Annotated in this window: 19 protein-coding genes; 11 read left to right on the forward strand and 8 right to left on the reverse strand. The window is 63.8% G+C overall.

From position 1 onward, the window contains the following. Nucleotides 1-212 precede the first annotated feature (212 nt). Entirely contained in the window at nt 213-566 is a 354-nt protein-coding gene (locus FHT02_RS18630) for a helix-turn-helix domain-containing protein (RefSeq protein WP_184091258.1), read from the forward strand. A 32-nt stretch (nt 567-598) separates the two neighbouring features. Further along, on the forward strand, nt 599-1849 hold the full coding sequence (locus FHT02_RS18635; protein ID WP_246352541.1) for a type II toxin-antitoxin system HipA family toxin: 1251 nt from the start codon (nt 599-601) through the stop codon (nt 1847-1849). Between the two features lie 272 nt (nt 1850-2121). On the opposite strand, the gene FHT02_RS18640 is transcribed toward FHT02_RS18635, so the two are convergent. The 3 genes from FHT02_RS18640 to FHT02_RS18650 form a co-directional block, all read right to left on the reverse strand. Next, entirely contained in the window at nt 2122-2781 is a 660-nt protein-coding gene (locus FHT02_RS18640; protein ID WP_184091259.1) for a hypothetical protein, read from the reverse strand. 33 nt (nt 2782-2814) lie between these two features. Further along, entirely contained in the window at nt 2815-6912 is a 4098-nt protein-coding gene (locus tag FHT02_RS18645) for a hypothetical protein (RefSeq protein ID WP_184091260.1), read from the reverse strand. Between the two features lie 77 nt (nt 6913-6989). After that, nucleotides 6990-9206: a hypothetical protein gene (locus FHT02_RS18650; RefSeq protein WP_184091261.1), complete on the reverse strand. Its 2217-nt coding sequence runs from the start codon at nt 9204-9206 to the stop codon at nt 6990-6992. A gap of 873 nt (nt 9207-10079) precedes the next feature. Between FHT02_RS18650 and FHT02_RS18655 the strand changes: the two genes are divergently transcribed. Next, entirely contained in the window at nt 10080-10745 is a 666-nt protein-coding gene (locus tag FHT02_RS18655) for a DsbA family protein (RefSeq protein ID WP_246352542.1), read from the forward strand. A 676-nt stretch (nt 10746-11421) separates the two neighbouring features. On the opposite strand, the gene copD is transcribed toward FHT02_RS18655, so the two are convergent. Further along, entirely contained in the window at nt 11422-12336 is a 915-nt protein-coding gene (gene copD, locus FHT02_RS18660; RefSeq protein WP_184091262.1) for a copper homeostasis membrane protein CopD, read from the reverse strand. 1 nt (nt 12337) lies between these two features. Continuing rightward, entirely contained in the window at nt 12338-12706 is a 369-nt protein-coding gene (copC, locus tag FHT02_RS18665) for a copper homeostasis periplasmic binding protein CopC (protein WP_184091263.1), read from the reverse strand. 144 nt (nt 12707-12850) lie between these two features. On the opposite strand from copC, the gene FHT02_RS18670 reads away from it, so the two are divergent. From FHT02_RS18670 to FHT02_RS18700, 7 genes are all read left to right on the forward strand, one after another. Next, nucleotides 12851-13129, forward strand: coding sequence for a hypothetical protein (locus tag FHT02_RS18670; RefSeq protein WP_184091264.1), 279 nt, complete (start codon nt 12851-12853; stop codon nt 13127-13129). After that, nucleotides 13126-13566 carry a periplasmic heavy metal sensor gene (locus FHT02_RS18675; RefSeq protein WP_184091265.1) on the forward strand — a complete coding sequence of 147 codons (441 nt, stop codon included), beginning with the start codon at nt 13126-13128 and terminating at the stop codon, nt 13564-13566. The genes FHT02_RS18670 and FHT02_RS18675 overlap by 4 nt, the downstream gene beginning before the upstream one ends. Next, nucleotides 13563-14129, forward strand: coding sequence for a sigma-70 family RNA polymerase sigma factor (locus FHT02_RS18680; protein ID WP_184091266.1), 567 nt, complete (start codon nt 13563-13565; stop codon nt 14127-14129). The genes FHT02_RS18675 and FHT02_RS18680 overlap by 4 nt, the downstream gene beginning before the upstream one ends. Nucleotides 14130-14251: 122 nt before the next feature. Then, nucleotides 14252-16057 (forward strand): copper resistance system multicopper oxidase, encoded by a 1806-nt coding sequence (locus FHT02_RS18685; RefSeq protein WP_184091267.1) that lies wholly within the window; start codon nt 14252-14254, stop codon nt 16055-16057. Beyond that, nucleotides 16054-17265: a copper resistance protein B gene (locus FHT02_RS18690; RefSeq protein ID WP_246352543.1), complete on the forward strand. Its 1212-nt coding sequence runs from the start codon at nt 16054-16056 to the stop codon at nt 17263-17265. The genes FHT02_RS18685 and FHT02_RS18690 overlap by 4 nt, the downstream gene beginning before the upstream one ends. 73 nt (nt 17266-17338) lie before the next feature. Continuing rightward, nucleotides 17339-17722 carry a DUF305 domain-containing protein gene (locus FHT02_RS18695; protein ID WP_184091269.1) on the forward strand — a complete coding sequence of 128 codons (384 nt, stop codon included), beginning with the start codon at nt 17339-17341 and terminating at the stop codon, nt 17720-17722. 51 nt (nt 17723-17773) lie between these two features. Further along, nucleotides 17774-18220 (forward strand): DUF411 domain-containing protein, encoded by a 447-nt coding sequence (locus FHT02_RS18700; protein WP_246352544.1) that lies wholly within the window; start codon nt 17774-17776, stop codon nt 18218-18220. A 40-nt stretch (nt 18221-18260) separates the two neighbouring features. Here the strand turns inward: FHT02_RS18700 and FHT02_RS18705 are convergent, their stop codons facing one another. Genes FHT02_RS18705 through FHT02_RS18715 form a run of 3 tightly spaced genes read right to left on the reverse strand, consistent with a single transcriptional unit; the run spans nt 18261 to nt 19651 of the window. Further along, the gene (locus FHT02_RS18705) at nt 18261-18479 is read right to left on the reverse strand and encodes a hypothetical protein (RefSeq protein WP_246352545.1); all 219 of its coding nucleotides are present in this window, start codon (nt 18477-18479) and stop codon (nt 18261-18263) included. A 37-nt stretch (nt 18480-18516) separates the two neighbouring features. Next, a complete protein-coding gene (locus tag FHT02_RS18710; protein WP_184091271.1) occupies nt 18517-18849 on the reverse strand; it encodes a hypothetical protein in 333 nt (110 codons plus the stop codon). Between the two features lie 37 nt (nt 18850-18886). Next, a complete protein-coding gene (locus FHT02_RS18715) occupies nt 18887-19651 on the reverse strand; it encodes a glutaredoxin family protein (protein WP_184091273.1) in 765 nt (254 codons plus the stop codon). A gap of 63 nt (nt 19652-19714) precedes the next feature. Here FHT02_RS18715 and FHT02_RS18720 point away from each other — a divergent pair, with 63 nt between their 5' ends. After that, complete coding sequence (locus tag FHT02_RS18720) at nt 19715-20122, forward strand: MerR family transcriptional regulator (protein WP_184091275.1); 408 nt, start codon at nt 19715-19717, stop codon at nt 20120-20122. Nucleotides 20123-20499: the final 377 nt, after the last annotated feature.

Raw genomic sequence — 20499 nt, forward strand, 5'->3', positions numbered from 1 at the left:
TCGTTCATAATGCCGGATTCGGGTGTGCTGTGTCGAAGGGTGCCGAAAAAGCTGGCGTGGCGGATCAGATTTATAGCGGCAGGATATATAAACCCGATTTAAATGCGATATTCCGCTATCCTTGCGTAAAGATGGCGGCATTCCGCTCGCTTTCCTGTTTCAAGTGTGCTAGCGGAATTTCGTACAATGTACATCAAAGAGCGGAATATCGCATGACGACGAGCATCTTTGCTACCTTAGGCGAGCAACTGCGCGCATTCCGCCACGCGCGCGCGCTCAGCCAACCTGAGCTTGCGGAGCGGCTCGGACGCAATCGCGCGCGTATATCGGAGTTGGAACGCGACCTGATTGGAGAGCGCTGGGGGCGCGATCGCCTCACACTTTTTGCAGATATCTGTGACGCGCTGGACATCGTGCCAATTCTCGTACCTAGGGCGCAAGCGCTTGAGATCCGGCAACGCATTGATGTCGCACGCGCCATCAACTTTCACGAGCCCGTCAGATCGGCCTTTGAAGAGCTCTTCGTCGATCTGGACGCCGAAGACGAAGAGAAAGAGACACCATGATGGCTGCGACGCCGGCAATCTTGGCTGTCCATTTGCTCGACGCGGCGCGCGGCCCGGTTCGGGCAGGCACGTTGACACGCGATTCAGACGGCGCAGTCGCGTTCACCGTTGCCGAAACCTACTTGCGCGATCCTGAGCGACCGGTGTTGAGCTTGAGCTGGTATGACCCTGTGTCCGATGCGCAATCGCGCGACCGACTGGCCTCACGCGACGACAAGATCGGGTTGCACGGCAATGTCCCTCCCTGGTTTGCAGGACTGCTACCGGAAGGCGCGCTCCGCGAGCTGGTTCTGACCGAAATGGGACCGGGCAATCACGATCAATTTGACGTGCTAACAAGGCTCGGAGCGGACCTTCCCGGAGCGGTGCTTATCAATCCGGAGACGGATACCCCCGCTTCGGCCGGCCCCCTTCAACTGGAATCGATGAGGGGCTTTCGCGCCACTCGGCCAGTCGGCTCGGTCAAATTTTCGCTTGCGGGCGTGCAACTGAAATTCACCGCCAATCAGGAGGGCAGCAGGCTCACTGCGCCGGGGCGCGGGGATACCGGACGCTGCATCCTCAAACTTCCAAGCGACCGTTACAGGCGCCTCCCCGAGGCAGAATACGGCGCCATGCAGCTAGCGCGGATGATCGGCGTCGACATCGCTGCCTGCCGCCTGGTGCCTCGCGATGCTGTTGAAGACATTCCCGAAGAGATGCTGGCGCATGGAGAGCACGTTCTCGTCGTTGACCGCTTCGATCGCACTCCGGACGGAGGAAGGATCCACATCGAAGACACCGGTCAGATAATCGGAGCGATCGGCGACCGCAAATACACGATGGCGACAACCGAGACGATCATCAACATGGTGAGCCGGTTCAGCACTGACAGACGCGCGGACATTCTTGAGGCGGTCCGTCGGGTGGTAGCCGACGTACTGCTCGGAAACGGCGACAACCATCTCAAGAACTGGTCGTTTCGCTTCGCCCGGCCCGGCAGCGTCCGGTTGTCCCCCGCGTACGACATCGTTCCGACGGTGTTGTACAATCCGGGGGACACTCTCGCGCTTCGATTCGTTCGCACTCACAATTTCGACACGGTCGACTTTCACCGGTTTGAGCGCGTCGCGAGCTTCCTGCGCATAGATCCAAAAGGAATCAAGCGCGAGGTCACCGCTACGATCGAGCGCGCCTTGGACCTGTGGCCGAAGGCCGCGCCGGAACTGCTCGGCGAGCGGTGGGCCGAACAGCTCATCGATCGCCTGCAAACCTTGCGCCTTGTGCGCGAGCTTGTTGACTGAGCGCCAAGGTGGATCGAACTACTCAGATCCTCGGGTCGTGCGCACTCGACCTGCCGAATGTGGCTTCAATCCCGGACAGCCGCCGCTTTATCAGCGTTGGCTGTCCGGCTCGCGCACGGTGATGAGGGCCTTCGTTGTTGCGGCTGGTGAACACCAAATCATGCGCGCCGTGTGTGTAACAACAACAACAATGGCCGTAAGCGCGATGAAGATGCCGTCACTAGGGGCTATTGATTGACAGCAGAAATCGTTCGTTCGTTGTTCGACAAATGTTACGCATCGTCCGACCGCTTATCAGTTTCACCCGCAATATCATCCGCCAGAGTCTCGCGCCACTTTTCAACGAGCTTATCCAAGCGCTCCTGAAAAACTTCGACATGGGACAAGATCGCGCGGCGCTCACCTTCCAGATCGATCGAGACTTCTTCACTCCGTCTTGACGGTGCTGGTTCGTCTTCCAATGACTCGAAGTCACCGTTGATCAATTTTTCGTAGAGACCCTTCAAATCTGCCTTATTGGGCACGGGCGTTGCGAAGAATGCCCGCCAGCGCTCAAAAAAGGCGACAAGCTGCCGCTCTTCATCCGTCAGTGCTTGCCATTCGGCGTCGTCGATGGCGCGCATCTCCGGGCCACGGGTTAGAAGCAGGCCGCTCATCACCAAATGTACCAGCGCAGCGTACATCTCGCGCAGCAGATCGTCACTCGTCTCCCTGCGGCCATATACCCGCCAGGGATCGGCACCGGGCACCATAGAGGCGAGAACTTTGATGGCTGGGCCATATCCCGCCAAGGGGTCCGCCGGGGTTGGGAGCGCGCGGCGATTTGTCCAAAGCTTCAAAATGAGATCGACAGCGCGATTCTCGGCCGACTGGCGCTCGCTCCCCTCGCTTCGCTCGGCGGTCTCGATCAGCTCGGCGAGATGATGTGCCATCCATCGTGTCGGAAGCTCGCCGCGGCATCAAGTTCAAGCTGCCGAACGATCACCCGCCCAACGCCCAATATATCCTTCGGCGACGTGGAATCCCCCATCGCCGTCGAAGCGGTAGACTCTGTCGTACGCCGCCTCGGGGGTTTGATCTTCCGCGTCATAGCTTCGTCGACTGTTACGTCCTTCACGTCTGATCTCCACTTCGATCACCAGCTCGAGACCCTCGGCTGCCAGAAACTCCCGCAATTGCTCGCGCTCAACCAAAAGCCGACGGCCGGAAACGAATTGTTGCGCCTGATAGCGTTCTTCGTCGCGCTCATTCTCTCCCCAAACCTCGTAGAGGAACATGGGGGGCTTGCCGGGGGAGGACCAAGAGATCCTGCCTTCATGGTTTCGGGCCAGGCCGTGCGCTCCGGACACGCGATGGCCAGGCATCCAATCGATCAGGCTGGCATTCCCGCGCAGCGGATCGAGCTCATCGATATCGCCAACCGCCGAGATCGTGCGAAGCCATGGGATCATTTGGTATGGGCCGTGTTCGGCCTCGTCATGATCCGACTCGTCTCCGTCTCCCGGGAGCCCATAGTCCCAGGCACTCTCCATCGTCTGGAGCGTGCGCAGCAGCGATGGTGCGAGCTCCGGGTCCACAAGCGCGCTCGAAAACGCAACTGTCTCAGAACGTTCGTAGGTGGCGATCCGCCAATCGCCGGCAACCAGCAGATATTTCGGGCGATCCGCCGGCATCAGCTCACTACGCATCTCCGCTTCCGTTACCTGATCGACCCACGTGCCCAGAGGCTCGCTGGGCTGGCGCCAGAAGTCCTCGCGAAGCGGCACGGGTTGCCGAATGTCCGTGGACCAGTGCGGCGGCTGGGTAAGCATTTCGCCCGACACCCTCCGAGCCATGGCATCCCAATCGCTATCGGGAATTGCCGCGAGTGGCTCGGTTTTCATCAATTGACCGACCGCGCACCATAGGGCGTGCCACTCAAGATGCGTGTTGAGCCTTTCCAGTGTCGGATTCGCCCCATGCCCATTGCTAGCGAGCGACCATTCCCGCTCCGAGAACCGGTGGCCCCGGCGTTCGGCTTCATAGGAGCGGATTTTTCCGTCATAACCCCAGCGGTCGATGATCCAGTTTTCCGCTTCGGCGAGCAGCTGCGCCTGGGAAACATCGGCGAAGGCGTCGAGCACGCGATCGTACCAATGGGGTATGGTGTCCATCGGATCGAAATCGAAGCGTCGTTCCTTGTCGATCGAAAGGGGTTTTCGCGTGCCGCGTGCAGACCAATCCGGACGTTCGACCGGTTCGAGCGTCGATTTGCCCACGCATTCGAGAGCGTGCCGGGTGTCCTTATCAAGCGGAAGCACGCTCGCTGCGGCCAGCTTGAGACAAGCGTCGCGCGCGAAGCTTGTCAGGAGAATGTGCGGGAAATCCTGATCCAATGCTGTGCGCAGAAGTTCCGTGCCGGCGAGCGTGGCGACCTGCGGCACCTCGCCTGCAATGCGATCGAACGCGATGACGAACCACATCCGCGCGGCGATCCAGTAGAAATCGAGAGCGGGCGAACGAAACACGGTCTCGGTCTTGCGGCCATGCTCGCGAGTCAGCGCTTGCAGCTCCGCGGTTGCACCGAGCCTCGCCAGACGCCGCATCGCGTGTGCGGCACGCCATCGGACTCGGACATCGTAATCGCCCAAGCATGCATACAGGAAGCGGGCAACCGCCTCGGGGACGCCAACAGGGATGTCTTCCGACGCCCAGATTTGGTCGCGGTCTTCGAGATCGATACGGTCTGCCAGTCTTCGCGCATACCAGGTCGCCGTGCCAGCGGCCGATTGCGATCCGAGCTGGCCCGCAATCAGCACTGCCAGGGCAAAGACTTGGTCACCGCTGAATGCTTGCCCGTGCAGTTCCACCCCGCGGAGCATAAGATCGACGACCGAAGCGGAGGCCATCCCGGTCCATTCGATCGCCTTGGGGAGCGACGTCTCGCCGTGCGCGATGTAGCGAATGAAATCCGGGAGCCGGCGGGTGATCACGCCCGGAAGTTTCGACGATGCCCAATGCCGAACTGCCGGCGAATCCCATTGCGGCAACAGGGTCAAAAGCCGCTCGACGACTTCACCGCCGACGCCAATCTTCACGCCGGACAGGGCGTCCAGAAAAGCGGTGCGATCCCGCAGGCCAACATTGCCAGCGGCCCATCCGACAACCTCGGAGGCAGAGATATAAATCTTGCTCGCACGCGCGACGTTGAGCGCCGCTTTGATCTCTTGTTCGAGCTTTTCGGTGTCGAGCAGGACATCCCGCGCCCAGCCAGGCCGGGGCGTTGTCGCCTTGGAGCTCCTGTCGATACCTCCCAGTCCGTCGGAGGCGCGACCCCGCTTTACCTCCGGCAATTTGGCCAGGAACGCGCCGCGTTGGAGCAGCGCGTTCCCCATGAATCCCGGCGATTGCACCTTCTCAACACGGGCGATCAGCTTCTCGTTGTCACGATGATCGTGCCGGATGAGCGCATCCCAAGCGGCTTCTTCCAGAAATGCCGCAAGGGGGGCATCGGAGGGGAGGTGCTGCAACGCTGCTTCGACGACGCCGTGATCGCCCTGCATCATCAGCGCGAGCGCCATAGCGACAGACGGCGAAACCAGGCCGGTCGCCAAACCTGATTTCAGGACAGGCTCGAGCGTCTTTCGGAAACTTGCGAGGTTTGCGTCTTCCCATTTGGCGGCATTGGCCAGGGCGAGTGGAAGGTCCAGCTGGGCAAGGGCGTCCATCACGGAATCCCATGGAAGCTCTCCCTCGCCGTCCAGGCGGATCGCGGCGTCGGCCAGCACTTCGGAGAGCTCGCGTGCGGCTGTGCGTCGATCCGCCACATCGGCGCGCCCCTGCTTGAACAGCACCGCCAGCAGTTTCAGCTGTCCAATGATCTCCCGATCCAATTGGCTCGCCGCCTCCACTGCGCTCTGGAATATCGCGCTGGCATCGTCGGGACTGATCGGCACCAACAGACGCGCATAAGCGAGCAGCGCTTTTGATTTTTCGTCTGCACCGATACGGCGTCCGCGAATTGCCACGACCGATTTGGTGATATCGGCGAGCATGTCCGCGTGCAGTTCCGAGCGAAGCGCGATGCGCTCTCCGAATGCGAGATCGGGGGCAAGGTCTCCGGTTCCCCATCGTCCATGCACGCGCCGCGCCGTGGACAGCAGCAGGTTTGAATCGGCGCCGTGCGCGGCCAGAAGCATCATGGTGCGCGCCGCCGCCTGGGCGAGCGCGCTTCCGCTCAAATCGCGCGCCAAACTCCAACTATTGTCTTCGCGCTTCTTGGCTGCCGCTTCCAGCATTTCCGCGAGCGCGGCCGGGTCAGAGGCGACGACCAGCGCGGTCGCAGTGGCCGCGTAGATCGGGAAGATCGCGTTCGTGAGCTCGTTGAGCTTGCGGTCCGCATCGTCCTCGCGCCAGGCACGGCGCTCTTTCTCTTCCTTCGTTTCCGGCTCGGGACGCGGGACATATAGGTCGGTCGACACCGGCGTCGCCTTGGCACGGGCAGCACGGAGTGCATGCGCACGAAACAGCAAGTCCAGACTTGCGGTCGCGCTGATGAACTGATTCTCGATCCGTCTGTTAGCAGGCTGCAAAATGGCGTCGAGGAAGTCATCCACCATGGTCTTCGCTGCAGCCTCGGTGGCCAGCAGCTCGCACCCCGACATGATGATATCGATAATCCAGCCACGCAGATCCGTCGTCGATGTCTGACCCGACAGGAAGCGCTCTATGTCGAGCCGACGCCGCAGCAGCGCGGCGATTCCTGCCGCGAGGCGGCTCGAATCGACAGTCTCGCCGGCTATCGTCATCGGCACGAGTAGGAACGGCTCTTCCCAGGGTTTCAGGACACCGGTTGCGAGAATCCGATGAAGGAGATCGCCCTCGCCCTGCGCAAGAAGGCGGGGCACCAACTGCCTTGCGACCTTCAGCCGCAGCCGCCTCGGTCGCCAGGTGCCAAGTGCTTCCAGTGCCTCTGCCGGCCCCTTTATGCGCAGCACGGTCTCGATGTTGGCCGTGACATCCGAAACCTCGACTCGCCAGTCGCGCCGATCGCGCTCGGCTGTGCTATCCTGGCGCTCGGCCATCCATGCGCGGATCAGGCGTCTGCCTTCGCGGAGCGAGACGTGATCGCCCGCATTGGCATCGACGACCTGCTTCTGGATCAGAAAGGCGCCTGATAGGCGATCTGCTCAGGGTCGGTCAGGATCAGCCGGCCGGCTGTCTCCGGCGCAAAGCGGACGGCAAGATCAGGATTGTTTGCGAGCAGCGCACGGAGTGCGCGCTCGGTCTTCAACCCTTCGCCGCCGATCAACAGGAATCGCATCGCGCGCGCAGCATCGCCCGCCTGGCGACAAGCGAGAATCGCAAGACGCAGGCGGATAAGCTCCGCTTCGCGGCGCTCCACGGGATCGAGGATCACGGGCGGCGACGGTTCTTCCTCGACCAAGTTCAGCAGATCGGCGCCGCGGTCCGCAGACAGGAGCGCGCCCGCGACGTGCTGCGCGGCATAGGCATCGGTCTTGCACCGCGCGAAAAGCCATTCGGCGGTTCGGCGCGTAATCTCGTTAAGCGCCGACGCGCCCTCTTTGCGCACGAAATCCTCAAAATCCTCGTCGGCAAACCCGACCTGATCGCCGCGCAAACGGATCGCCGGTGCCATGTCGGTACAGATGTCGATCAACGCTGGGACGGGAATATCGAGGACGCCGCTCAAGTCCGTCAGCGGTACAGGGCGGGCAAGCGCAATCAATCCTGCACAATATTTCGCGACGTCAGCCGGATTGCCGCTCTTGCCGAGCGCCAGCCGGAATTGTTCGCGAAATACCTGATCCAGCGACCGGCTACCGGGCAGGAGGCGGTCGATGGCGAGTTCTGGCGCAGCCCCGCCTAGGTCCAAGGCATAGGCCTGGACGCGCGGCACGCCGTGCGTCAGCTCATGGAAAAGATCGAGCCACTCGGCCGGCGCGTTCCAGACCGACTGCACATGGGCTTCGGTCTCGGCACGACTGAACGGCTGGAGCTCGATCGGCAAATAATTGCCAGGCAGAGCGACCTCCGGCAACCGGCCGGTGCGCGCGGTGACGACGAACCGCACATTTGCTGGCAGCTCGCCCAGTTCGAGAAAATCCCGAATGAAACTCTGTTCCGCTGGCTTGCGGGCGGCGGCGGCGGTGACGGAATTGTCGGCCGCGTCGACTGCGATCACGATCAAGCCATGGGGATATTCGGCCGCATGCGCCCTGGCAGCATGGCAAAGACGATTCCAGAACAGCCGTGCCGGGTCGCTGAACTGATGCCGCCCGAGCAGGATGGGCAATCGAAGCCGGGTCGCAAGCTCGTTGCTTAGCTGCAGGAAAGCGTCGATCGGGCGATGCCGCAGCGCAGCCGCGTCGAGATAGGTGCCGCCACCATAGCAATCGAAGGTGACCATTACCGAATGGCCCGGGAGGGCCGCCTCGATCTGCTGGAGCGCAGTCGTCTTGCCGATTCCACCGACACCGTGAAGGCAGATGCGCTGCTCGCCGGCGAGAAGTTTCGAGGCCGCGTCGGCTACGCTTGCCCGCGGTACCCGGTTCGCGACCGGCTTTAGTTCCGCAGGACATGGAAACAGCGCGCCCATGTCCGCGACGCCCAACCCGATGAGTATTTTCTCCTTGGTGATCACCTCCCCCGCGAACTCCGGCCGCATTCGATGCCGGATGAACTGCCGCAGTTTGGCGACCGCCGTTTGCATCTCGAGATCGGTCCAGCCGGCCATGTCGCCGAGCAGCTTGTCCTCGATGGCGAAGCGAGACCCCGTGCTGCCGTCGAAGCGGAGCGCGCCGGCGAAGAGCGGCAGATCTTTTTTGGCTAAGCCGGAAGCGTAGGCCAGCTTGATTTCGTCCGTGGCTTGCCCCGTCGGACGGTCGCGAGACACCGCGACATCACCGGCCGCGATCTTCACAGTCGCGGCGGCCAAGGCCTCGGCAATGGGCTGGTTGGTGACCAGCGATACCTGGATCGGGCCCTTGGGCTTCAATCTCCGGATTCCCGACCAGGCTTTCGCCAAGCGATGGAGCACGCTGTCCTCGCGCTTTTCGCCTTGCCAGATCCGCGCGACAGTCCAGGTGGCCGTAGGATTGGCCGCCGAATATTTGAGCTGTTCGATCACGATGCGATCGGCGTCGGACGCGCTGCGTCCACCTTCGTAGAGCGCGCAATCGACACCATCCCAAGTCGAATCTACCACACCGGTCGCGTCGGTCGGGACGATGCCCTCGACCGTCATTGCCTGTAGCGGATCGCGGTCATCAAGGAGCCGCATCGCATGCCGCGCGGCCCAGAGTTCATGGAAATCGTCGCCGGTATTGGACCCCCGGGCGCCTGTAAAATCGCTCACCTGTTCTACCCTGCCCGTTCGATCCGGATCGGTTCTATTCGTCCTCCCGCCCTCGCTCTCGAAAGTGGCGCTGATCCCAAAATGCTTTTCGGGAACGGCGCGCTTACTCAAACGACGATGGGTATCGTTCTCTATAAGTTCCCTTTTCGGCAACTACAACGTGTTCCACGCCCTTGGTAAGGCGCTGGAGCTTCAAGAGGGCGTTAACTTGGACAACGAATAACTCGTCAATGCACTGATTGCGGAGTTTTCTGCCCGCACCCGTTCAGGAGGCGACGAGCGTTGTTTCTACCATCGAGACAAGAGTTTCTGCTAGCTATCGCCGAACAGATCAAAGACGAACGGGGTTCGCGCAGCCTATACTATATCGCGGAACACCTAGGTGCCGCTGTGTTGAAGAGGAACGAGACAGAAATTGCCTTCTGGAAGGCTATCGCTCTGCACCATCATACCATGCAGGAACAGCCAAGGCGCCTCGAAAAGTCGGCAGTCATTGGCCATAGCTAAAAGGTGACCGGGGGCAGCGAAGGCGGCCGATGGAACGGAAACGGTTGGACAATCGGCCGCTGCCTGATTTCCACCTCATGAAGCGATCGGGTTGTTGCCGGCCCAAACTAAGACCTTCCGCGCAGGTAAGCCAAACATGAACCGATGGCAGGTTCTGGGAAGCGCGCGAGCAGACCTAAACGGCAGCTACTGGCGCCCTGCTGCCGCAGGACGATGCCAGACGGCATGTTCGCCCATTGCTGATCGTTCCATCGAATGGTTAAGGATCAGGCTGCCGCCAGCCCGTCCGAGAGTCGCGGGTCCGCTCCTGGAGCGAAAAGCAGCCTGTCGGCTGTCGCCCCATTTGCAGACATCTGCTCACCTGCGATGAAGCACGACATGAGAGCCAAAGCATCGCTCAACCGTCGACACGCGATACAGCTCGGTGCCGTACTCTGCGGCGGCTGGGCAATCGGACAGGTCCTGAGGCGAACGGCACCAATCGGGCGTGACGTTAGCCGCTCTGATGCATTGCTTGAAATCTTGAAAGGTGGTGCATCGCCGACCTCGGGTCCCGCCAGCGCCTCCTTGCGCCTCGCCGTATTCACCGATTACCGTTGCCCTGCTTGTCGGCAGGCCTACCCCGCAATGGAGGAAGCGGTACGTGACGACGGTGACCTGCAGGTCATCTACAAGGATTGGCCCATTTTCGGTCCGATCTCAGAGCGTGCCGCGAGTGTAGCCCTCGCGAGTGCGGAGCAGGGGATCTATGTTGAAGTTCATCATCGTTTGATGACGGACAATCGGAGCATCGACGAGGCCGTGCTCCGTGAGGCTCTTACGGAGGCCGGCGGCGAATGGGGGCGCGCTCAGGAGTATCTCAAGTCCAACGGATCGAAGATTGCGGCTCGTCTCGAAGCCAATACCAAGCAGGCCTTTCGTATCGGATTATCTGGCACCCCGGGATTCATCGCCGGCCCGCTTCTTGTGGTGGGCGCAATCGATAAGAGGGACTTCAGCCGGCTGTTTGCGAAGGCGCGAGCCGCGAGTTGAGAGGAGCGTCCGACGTAGGCCGCCGTTTCTCAAAACCGCCTGTCCGCAAGCGCCCCAGTTGCGGACGTAAGGAAGCCATGACACGTTGCCCGAATGCTGTCGTTCGTGCGCTCTTCATGGTTCACTCTTAGCGTGGCGTCATTGTCGATCGTGCTCGGCACTATTCTACCCGACGAACGCATGGCGCTCTTCGGGTTTGCTGCGACCGCAGCCTTTTGGGGCTTTATAGATTGGATCGCTGGTAGCAGCGATGACAGCCGAAAGGTCCGGTAGCGCCCGGTTTGTACGGACGAAGGACGGTCGGCAAGCGCCCAATAGCGACCATTCTAGCTGCCGTCGCCGCTGCTCTAAAGCGGACGTTGGTTCAGGTGTGATGCTACCACCGGAAGTGGGCCGGTGTCGGGCCGGCAGCTTCAAACAGGTTAACCGGCCAAGCCGGACGTTTCTTCGTCGCGATCACTCGGCCGGGATGTGCCATCAATCTCGGTCGAAGATCGCCGCCCGCTAATGGAGCTCGCCCCGATGCGGCGAGCACCAATCGGCGTGCGTCTGCATCAGTATCATTGGTCCCACGTTGCAGGTTCCGCTCAGACGTCCGTCGGACTGAAACCAGCAGTTCAGCGAGTGCGGACCCGATCAGTGCGTAAGGTCGCCTGAAAGTGCAGCTAGGGACGTCTTACTCCCCGACCGTGAGCGGCTCCAAAGTTCCCAGCCACGCAACCAGCACGAGGATCGCAATTGCGCATCCAATCTCCAGCGCGAGGGACCGCCTCAGCGCACGCATGCCGTCATGCGGCGGAACGCCGTCCAGGTCCCGCTCGAGTGCGGGTGTGAGGCGAAAGCGGTTCACGGCAGCCAGCACGATCATGGCGGCGAAGACCGCCAACTTGGCGAGCAGCAGCTGTCCATAGAGGGCGACCAGCAGATCGGCGATCCCGGGCAGCCCGACGATGAGCCAGGTGTTGGCAAGACCGCTTGCGACGAGGATCATCACCGCCATGGTGCCCGTGCGGGCGAACCCATGAAGTGCGGCATGCGACAGCCGCAGGTGGGCTGCGTCGATGCGTTCAGCTGGACGGAACACCAGCAGCACCAGCGCCAGGAGTGCGCCGATCCAAGCGCCCGCCGCGAGAAGGTGCGCCACGTCGGAAGCGAGGTGCAGCCAGCGCGTGGCCCCCTCCGACATCGCGCCGTGGCCGCTCCAGGCAAGGCTGCCCAGCGCGACCGCCGCTGCGGTCGCTGCCAGCGGGGCCGAAAAGCGACGCTCCGGAAGGGTCGCGACAAGGAAAATCATCACCAGCGCCGCGATCCTAACTATCCATGCCGTGCCCGCGCCGGTTTCGCTAAAAATCATGCTCAACATTTCGCCGTCGACCATGGTCACCGGGGTTCCCGACATGCTCGCAGCGAGCAGCAGCAGGCCTGCGACCGACAACCCAAGCCCAAGGGTGCAGGCGGCGAGCAGGATCGGGCGCACCGGTAGGCTTTGCCCGGTGTCTCGCAGCGAGGTGAGCACGAAGACGGGAAGGCCGAACGCCAGCATCAGGCCGAGGTAGAGCCCGAAGCGGACCGCAACGGTCGGCCAGTCCATGTCAGCCTACCTTGAAGAGGTAGCCGCCCTTCACGCGGTGCGTGTCCACGGACACCACATGCCAGTCCACGCGGTACGTGCCTCTGGCAAGGGGCCGGGCGAACCTCACCGCCAGCGACTTTCCGTCGGCAGTCACGGTAGCCGGGATCCTCGTAGGTGCGTGCAATGCCATGCCGGGCATGCCCGTCATCGTCACCTCGGCGCCCGAAAACTTCGGCAACAGGGTCTCCGAGAAGGTCAGCCGCAGCGTGCCGGTCGGCTTCACGGCCGCATTCGGCGCAGGCGTCGCGTTCAGCAGCTTGGGGTGCGCCAGCACCGGCGCGGCAACAAGTGACAGGGCGGTGGCAAGAGCGATGGTGTATCCGTGCATTCGTGAACTCCGACTGCCGGCATCGTACCGGCGTCCCGATCATACGCATGCCCGGCATCGGCCCCTCGCATGATGACGACGGCGGACGGAAAAGTGCGAGGGCCATCGGCGTACGAGGCGTATATGCAGGGTACGGAGTAGAACATGAATCACGACATCGACCAGCAGCTGCTGCGCATCGCCAGTGCCGATAATCCAGCCCTCGACGGCATCGAGGACGCGGTGTTCGCACGCATCCAGGCACGCCGTACCAGCGTCGGCACGGGCCTGGGCGCCGCGGCGCTTGCAGCCTTGGGCGCCGTTGCACTCGGCACCATGGCTGCCGGATCGGTCGCTACGCCGGCCTCGGCAGCGGCCACTCTGGACCCGATCGGAGCAGTGAGCTCGCTCGCACCCTCCACCCTTCTACTGGCCAGCCGATGACGCGCGGCCGCTGGATGGCGCTGGTGGCGGTGGTCGCCTTCCTCGCAGCGATCGCGGGCGTGTTCGTCGGCCGCACGCTGATTCCCGCCCGCCATGCACAGGGATCGCAGCTCCATGAACTCCTGCATCACGGACTGAAGTTGGACGCCGACCAGCAGGCGCGGATCGAGGCGCTCGAACAGCGCTTCGCCGTGCGCCGTCGCGCGCTCGAGATGGAGCTGCGCGCCGACAACGCGCGCCTGGCCGACTCCATTCAGGCGGAGCACGGAAACGGCCCGCGCGTGGCCGCGGCCGTCGACGCCTCGCACGTCGCCATGGGCAAGCTCCAGAAGGAGACTCTGGCCCACGTCTTCGCGATGCGCCAGATCCTCAGGCCCGAGCAGACGGCAGCTTTCGATCGCGCGGTGACGAAGTCGCTTACCGCCGACGCGCGGTGAGCCCGGATCTCGCGGCGCTTCCCGACGGCGATCTTGCCGACTTCGCCGCTGCCGGACAGGACCGGGCGTTCGCCGAGATCATGCGGCGCCACCGCCAGCGCGTCTATCGGCTAATCCTCGCCAACGTCGGCGATCCCGACGAAGCGCTCGACCTCGTCCAGGAGACCTTCGTCTCCGCCCATGGTGCGCTGCGACGCTACGACCGCGAGCGGCCGATGTCGGCATGGCTCTCCCGCATCGCGATAAACAAGTGCCGAGACTGGGCGCGCCGCCGCGCAGTCCGGCGCTTCCTCCGCCTTGCCACGTCGCTGGAGGACATAGTCGACCGACACGCCGACGAGCGCCCGCTGCAGGACGACGAGGCCGCGTCGCGTATGGAGCTCGCCCGGCTAAGCAGCGCCATGGCGCATCTTCCCGCCTCTCAGCGCGAGCCGCTGGTGCTGTGCACGGTCGAAGGGCTGAGCCAGGCCGAAGCTGCCGCCGTGCTCTCGACAAGCGAGAAGGCGGTGGAGACGCGTATCCGGCGAGCACGTATCCGCCTGGGCGAACTGCTCGCCGGCTGATCAGGCCTCGGTCATTCGCGCGAGCATCGTCGAGCCGCCGCTCGAAAGCCGCGAGGGGCAGCACGGTTAGCTGCGTATCACGTCACGAACGGTTACCATGACCAGATTAAATCGGAACACGGATGAACACCACACTGGATCGCCGACAGCTTCTGCGCGGCGCGGCGCTGGCGGGAAGCACCGGCGCTCTTGCCACCTGGATGCCAGCCTGGGCACAGCCCATCTCGGCGGGCATCGTCAAGCCGCTCCCCACCGTCAGCGGCGAGGAGATCACCCTGCGCATCGGCCGTACCCCGGTGACCATCGACGGGCGCACCCTACGCGCAGTCGGGGTCAACGGCACCGTGCCCGCGCCGCTGATCCGGCTGCGCGAAGGGCAGAACGTGCGTCTTCACGTCGTCAACGAACTGGGCGAGGAATCCTCTATCCACTGGCACGGGCTCATCCTGCCCTTCCACATGGACGGCGTGCCCGGTGTGTCCTTTCCCGGCATTCCGGCCCACTCGACCTTCACCTACGAGTTCCCGATCGTCCAGGCCGGCACCTACTGGTACCACAGCCACTCAGGCTTTCAGGAACAGGAAGGCCTCTACGGCCCGATCGTCATCGATCCGAAGGGCACGGATCCGGCCCAGGCAGACCGCGAACACGTGATCGTACTGTCCGACCACAGCCCGCTTCTGGGCAGCAAGATATTCTCCAAGCTGAAGAAGCAGTCCGGCTACTTCAACCGCCAGCGCCAGACGCTGGGCGGGCTGCTTGCAGGCAGAGACCAGCCGCCTGCCGAGCGCCTGATGTGGGGGAAGATGCGGATGGACCCGACCGACGTGTCCGACGTGACGGGCTCGACCTACACCTATCTCGTCAACGGCCACGGCCCCAAGGACAACTGGACCGGCCTGTTCCGCCCGGGCGAGCGCGTGCGGTTGCGCATCGTCAACGCGTCGGCCATGACGACCTTCAACGTCAGGATCCCAGGCCTGCCGATGACGGTCGTGCAGGCGGACGGGCTGAACGTCCGACCGGTCGAGGTCGGCGAATTCCAGTTCGGTCCGGCCGAAACCTACGACGTAGTCGTCATCCCGCCCGAGGAGCGCGCCTACACGCTGGTCGGCGAGAGCGTGGACCGATCCGGCATGGCCCGCATGACGCTGGCGCCGCGCGAGGGCATGGCCGCTGCGGTACCGCCGCTCCGCAAGCGCCCGGTCGCCACCATGAAGGACATGGGCATGGGTGGCCATGACATGAGCACGATGGACCACGGGTCGATGCCGGGCATGGATCATGCCGCAATGGGGCACGGCGCAGGAGATGCACCGGCGGGCCAAGGGTCATCCGCCAGTGGCGCCATGAGCGGCCACGACATGGGTTCGATGAACATGCGCGACTTCTCGGTCGCCCCCGGCGTGAAGAAGGGCCCGGGCGTCCAGACCATCTCGCCCATGCCTGTCGACCGCACCGGCGAACCCGGACAAGGGCTGGAGGATGTGGGCCACCGCGTGCTCACCTACCGCGATCTGATCGCGCTCGACCGCAACCCCGACGTGCGCGCGCCCTCCCGCGAGCTGGAGATCCACCTGACCGGCAATATGGAGCGATACATGTGGTCGCTCGACGGGGAAAAGCTGTCGGAGGTCAAGGCGCCGATCCCGTTCCTTACTGGCGAGCGCGTGCGCGTGACGCTGGTCAACGACACGATGATGGGCCATCCGATCCACCTGCACGGTCACTTCTTCGAGTTGGTGACGGGTCACGGTGCCCATTCCCCGCGCAAGCACACCGTCTTGGTACAGCCGGGCGGAAAGGTCAGCTGGGACGTCACCGCAAACGAGGGTGACTGGGCGTTCCACTGCCACATGCTCTACCACATGGCCGCGGGAATGATGCAGGTCGTCCAGGTCCGCTCGGCGAAGGGAGGCGCAGCATGAAGGCGCTGATCCTCGCTGGCGCCTCGGCGTCGCTGTTCGCCGCTTCGGCCTCGGCGCAGACCATGGACCACTCCATGCACGGCACGAGCATGCCGGGCATGCAGATGCCAGCCAAGCCCGCTCCGAAGAAGGCTCAGTCGAAGCCCGCGGCGAAGAAGCCCGTAACCAAGGCCCGGTCAAAACCGAGACCAGCCGCCGATCCCCACGCCAGCCATCGCATCGGCGCGACCCCTGCCGCCGCGGCCGCGGCCGATCCCCACGCGGGCCACGACATGAGCGGCAGTCAGGGCGCGAACGCGCACGCGGGGCATGACATGCAGGCACCCGCCGCGGCGCCCCCGCAGGATCCGCATGCCGGCCATGACATGTCGGCCATGCCGGGCATGGACATGGGCGGCGAGCATGCCGGCCACGACATGGGCGCGATGCAAGCCAACCGCCAGCCCAAGGCCGGCACCGATCTCCCGGCAGGCGACGCACCGGCTCCTGCTCCTCAACCCGGCCTTGCGGCCGCCCGGTACTGGGGCGCCGACGCGATGGCGCATGCCGACCATCACCTCCGCCAGCATCACGGCGGGATGACCTATCGCCAGGTGCTGTTCAATCTAGCCGAATATCAGGCGCGCAAAGGTGGTGACGGCTACCACTGGGACGGAGAGGCGTGGATCGGCGGCGACATCAACCGTTTCACTTTCAAGAGCGAAGGCGAAGGCACCTTCGGACAGGCGCTGGACAGCGCCGAGGTGCAGGCGCTCTACAGCCGGGCGCTCGACCCTTACTGGAACCTGCAGGCCGGCGTCCGCTACGACGTCAAGCCGAACCCCTCGCGCGTCTATGCGACGGTCGGCGTGGAGGGCCTGGCCCCTTACTGGTTCGATGTGGAAGGCGCCGTCTTCGTCTCGAACAAGGGCGAGGTGCTCGGCCGGGCCGAGGCCTGGTACGACCAGCGGATCACCCAGTACCTCGTCCTACAGCCGCGCGTGGAGGCCAACCTGTCCGCCCAGGACGTGCGCGACACCGGCACGGGCTCGGGGCTCACCGATCTCGAGCTTGGACTTCGCCTGCGTTACGAGAAGTCGCGCGAGTTCGCGCCCTATGTGGGCGTGTCGTGGGAACGGGAGTTCGGCGACACCGCCCGCTTCAGCCGCGCCCGCGGCGAGGGAACGGGCGGATTCAGCTTCGTGGCTGGCGTGCGAACCTGGTTCTGATTCCCGGCGAGGGGCGTCGCCCGTCGCTGCGTATTCGCGATCGTGGGCGGGGTGACGACCTAGGAGATCGAGCATGAAGAAGATCGTTTTCGCCGCAGCCGGGCTGCCACTGACGGCAACGGCAGCATCCGCCCATATGCAGGATCATGCCGGCATGAACCACGGGCAGATGAACCATGGCCAGATGATGCAGGCCACACCGGCCAATCCCTACCCGCCGGCCGAGATGGCCATGCACGAGAGGATGATGGCGGCGAAGGGCGCGGATGCGACGGAGACCTGGGTCCGCAAGATGATCGAACACCATCGCGGCGGCATCGCCATGTCGCAGATCGTGCTGCGCGACACCAAGGACGCCCAGGTGCGCGCCATGGCGACGAAGACCATCGCCATGCAGCAGAAGGAAGTCGGCGAGCTCAACGGTTGGCTGCGTGCCCACGGCATGAGCGCCCAGTGACGAAACGCGCCCCTTCGTGAGCGCGGAGGGGCATCACCCGAAGGATCCACCATGACCCGCACCCCTCTCTTCGCCGCCGCCCTGGCGCTCTCGGTCCCGATAACGGCCATGGCAGCCGACCCGGTGCTGATGCATCGGGACCCGGGCTGCCCCTGCTGCGAGAAGTGGGCTCAGCAGGTGAAGGCGCAGTTCGGGCGGGCAGTGCGGGTCGTCGACGACGCGAAGCGGCCCGCATTCATGAAGGCGCGCGGCGTCCCCGCCGATCTCGCCTCATGCCACACAGCCATCATCGACGGCATGACCTTCGAAGGGCATGTGCCCATTGCCGACATGAAACGAGCGCTGGCGGCGCGCCCGAAAGGCGTAAGCGGTCTGGCCGTTGCGGGGATGCCGATGGGCTCGCCGGGGATGGAGATGCCCGGCATGAAGGTGCAGCCCTACGAAGTCGTCGCGTTCGGGCCGGCGGGTCGACGCGTCTTCGCCCGCCACGGCGGCTGACGCTGGAAGGTGGGACGCCGGGGGCGGCCCACCCGTCTCATCACTTCTTCGGCATGCCGGACATGTCGTGGCCGGCGTGGTCGCCGCCCTTCTTCATGTCGTCGCAGCAGTCTTTCTTGCCTCCCTCCTTGCAGCAGTCGGCGCCGTCCTTGCAGCACTCCTTGGCCGCGCAGCAGTCGGCTGCCGCGAAGGCGGTGGCGGGAACTAGAGCGAGCGCCACCGCGGCGCCGATAAACTTGAAGTTCCTCATGTTGGTCATTCCTTCAAATACGTGGATCGAGATGGTCTTCAGGCGATCACGCGGCTCGCGGAGGCGGTGGCGCAGGTCCGGCGGAACGACCCTCCAGAGGGGAATGCAGCTGCACTGCTGGCTGGACGCTAACCACCATCACGTCGCCTACGGGCGCGACGTCTTGCGGCTCCGCCGCGATGCAGGGACCGGCGCAGGCCACTCCAGGCACCTTCTTGGCCGGTGAGCGGGGCGCCTCTTCACAGTCGGCCATGGCGGCATGCGCCGCTGCGGGCGCCGCGGCCTGCGCAGCCGTTTCGCAAAGCGGCCCCATGCGGACGAGCAGCATCGCGCCCAGCACGAGCAGCGCGAATGCACGGAGGATGCGGCCTGAGCCCATACCTACCTTCTAGGACGACGAGACCGCCCGAGCCAGTTCAGTGGCTCATGGACAGGCCGGGAGCCGCGACCATCCAGAGCGCCATGGCCACCATCATCACGTTCTCAGTCAGCGAGAGGAAGCCAAGAGGCACGTTGCTGTCGCCGCCGACGCAGGCGCACTTCAGCTCCCGGTGGTCGATATAGACGGCCTTCACGACCGACACCGCCCCAATCGTCCCGATCACCAGCGCTATCGGTCCCGACAGCCAGGTCAGCACGCCGGCGGCCATCAGCACGCCCGCAAGCCCCTCGGCATAGGGGTAGATGTAGGAATACGGCACCCAGCGCTTCGCCAGCAGGTCGTAGTTCAGGAACATCGTCGCGAACTTCTCGACGTTCTGGAGCTTGAGCAGCGCCAGTACGCACATGGAGAAGGCGATGAACCACTCGCCGGCTCTCGCAGTGAACGGCGTACCGAACGCCGCATGGCTCGCGGCGAGCGCCATCAGCGCCGTCATCGCGAACACCACCGCGACGGGCCGGTACGTCACCGCCTTGGGATCAGGCACGGACTTGCCGAAGAAGCGGCGCAGGTCGTCATAGCCGCCCACGCGCTCGCCGCCGATGAAGGTCTGCGGCGTCGTCTTCACGCCGTGCTCGGCCTTAAAGGCGTCGGTCTCTTCGCGCGTGCGGAGCCAGTGGTCCTCCACCTCGTACCCGCGCCGCCGCAGCAGGTCCTTAGCCTTGATGCCATAGGGGCAGGTATGGGTCGGCATCACCATCCGGTAGATGATCGCCTTCTTCGTCGCCGTGGTCGTCATCGCTCTTCTCCGATCCGTCGTCGGCATCCATATGGCATCTGTACCATAGTACGGAGTCAAGGAATGTCGGGGATGACGATCGCGAATCTTGCCAGAGAGGGCGGCGTGGGCGTCGAGACGGTCCGGTTCTATCAGCGCCGTGGTCTGCTCCAGACTCCCGATCGACCGCAGGGCTCAGGTGCGACTGGCGGCTTCAGGCGCTACGGACACGACGACGTACGCCGGCTCCGCTTCATTCGATCGGCGCAGGCGGCCGGCTTCACCCTCGAGCACATCGGCGAGCTTCTCGCGCTCGATGCAACCAATGACCGGGCCAGAGCCCGCGAACTAGCCGTTGAGCGCCTAGCCGCGCTGGACCAGCAGATTGCCGATCTGGAGAGGGCTCGCGCATCGCTGCGCCATCTTGCCAACGAGTGTGGCAGTGGCGGCGCAGGGCTATGCCCGATCCTGACCGCCTTTGATCCGGAATGACCCAGACCATCAGGATGCGCTGACGGGCCGCGGCCGACGACAGTCTGCCTGCGCCACTAGGTGAACCCTTAAAGAAACGGAAAAATGGAAGAAGCAGATTATGCAGGCATCGGTCCTCTGCGCGTGGCTGAAGCCTGTCGCCGCGTGGCCGCGCTCAATGCATATGCTCACCAAGGCTTGCGATGCGTAGTTTGGTGCCCCTGCCGGATTAACTGATGACCGCTTACCGCGATTGTTGGCAAAAAGCGGACGGCTCGCTTTCCACCCAAAAGTCGTCGGTCAGCGGCCGGTGGTTCGAATATGAACATGGGGTAATCGCGGGAGCGAGCTACCTCTATCAGCGATGGTGCGGAGGGTGGCTGTTCCCCGATAGATGA

Source organism: Sphingomonas xinjiangensis (assembly GCF_014199255.1).
Taxonomy (GTDB): Bacteria; Pseudomonadota; Alphaproteobacteria; order Sphingomonadales; family Sphingomonadaceae; genus Sphingomonas; species Sphingomonas xinjiangensis.